Source organism: Microbispora sp. KK1-11 (genome assembly GCF_006874435.1).
GTDB classification, from domain to species: domain Bacteria; phylum Actinomycetota; class Actinomycetes; order Streptosporangiales; family Streptosporangiaceae; genus Microbispora; species Microbispora catharanthi.
In genome coordinates, this window is the sequence record NZ_VIRJ01000106.1 from 1 (window position 1) to 901 (window position 901).

Consider the following 901-nt stretch of genomic DNA (forward strand, 5'->3'; position numbering starts at 1 on the left):
TGGGTGACGGGGTCGCTGACGGTGAGGGGGAGGGGGTTGTGGTGGAGTCGAGGCCGAGGAAGGAGATGGCGTAGGCGAGCTGGCCGCTCATGGGCAGTTGGTGGCCGACGCCGGAGATGCTGATGCCTTCGACGGTGGCCTGGGTGGAGGTGTTGCCGTAGCGGGTGCGGGTCCACGACGACTGCGGGTGGTCGGTGAAGGAGGGGGTCTGGCTCAGCCCGTTCAGGTTGGTCCACTGCTTGATCTCTTCGCCGAAGTTCGGGTAGGCGAGCGTGGTGTCGGTGGTGCCGTGCCACAGCTGCATGCGGGGGTAGCGGCCGGTGTAGCCGGGGTACATGGCCCGGGCCTGGTCGCCCCACTGCTGGGCGGTCTTGATGAGCTGCCCGCCGGAGCACTGGCTGTTCCACAGCGAGCCGTCGGTGGTGGCGAAGCAGCCGGCGGGGACGCCGGAGAAGGCCGAGGCGGCCGAGAACACGTCGGGGTATTCGGCGGCCAGGACGTTGGTCATCATCGCGCCGGAGGAAAAGCCGCTGACCACGATGCGGGCCGGGTCGACGTTGTAGCGCTGGCGGGTGTAGGCGACCATCGACATGATGCCGGTGGAGTCGCTGCCGCCGTCGCGCCGGAGCGCGGCGGGGGTGGACACGTCGAAGCATGATCCGCTGCGGGTGGCCTCGGGGACCACGATGATGTAGCCGTAGCGGTCGGCGGCGGTGACGTAGTCGTGCCCGTTGCCGTTGAAGATCGCGCTGGCCGATCCGCTGCAGTAGTGGACCAGGACCAGCAGCGCGGGCCGTGCCGCGACCCTGTCGGGCACGTAGAGGTACATGTTCAGGTTCGTCGGGTTGTTGCCGAAACCGGTCACCCGGGTCAGCGACGCCGCCGCGGCGGGCCGGACCCC

Annotated in this window: 1 protein-coding gene; it reads right to left on the reverse strand. The window is 69.4% G+C overall.

Annotated elements, in window-relative coordinates:
- On the reverse strand, positions 1–901 hold a 901-nt coding region (locus FLW16_RS42920), incomplete at both ends, for a PHB depolymerase family esterase (RefSeq protein WP_142566721.1).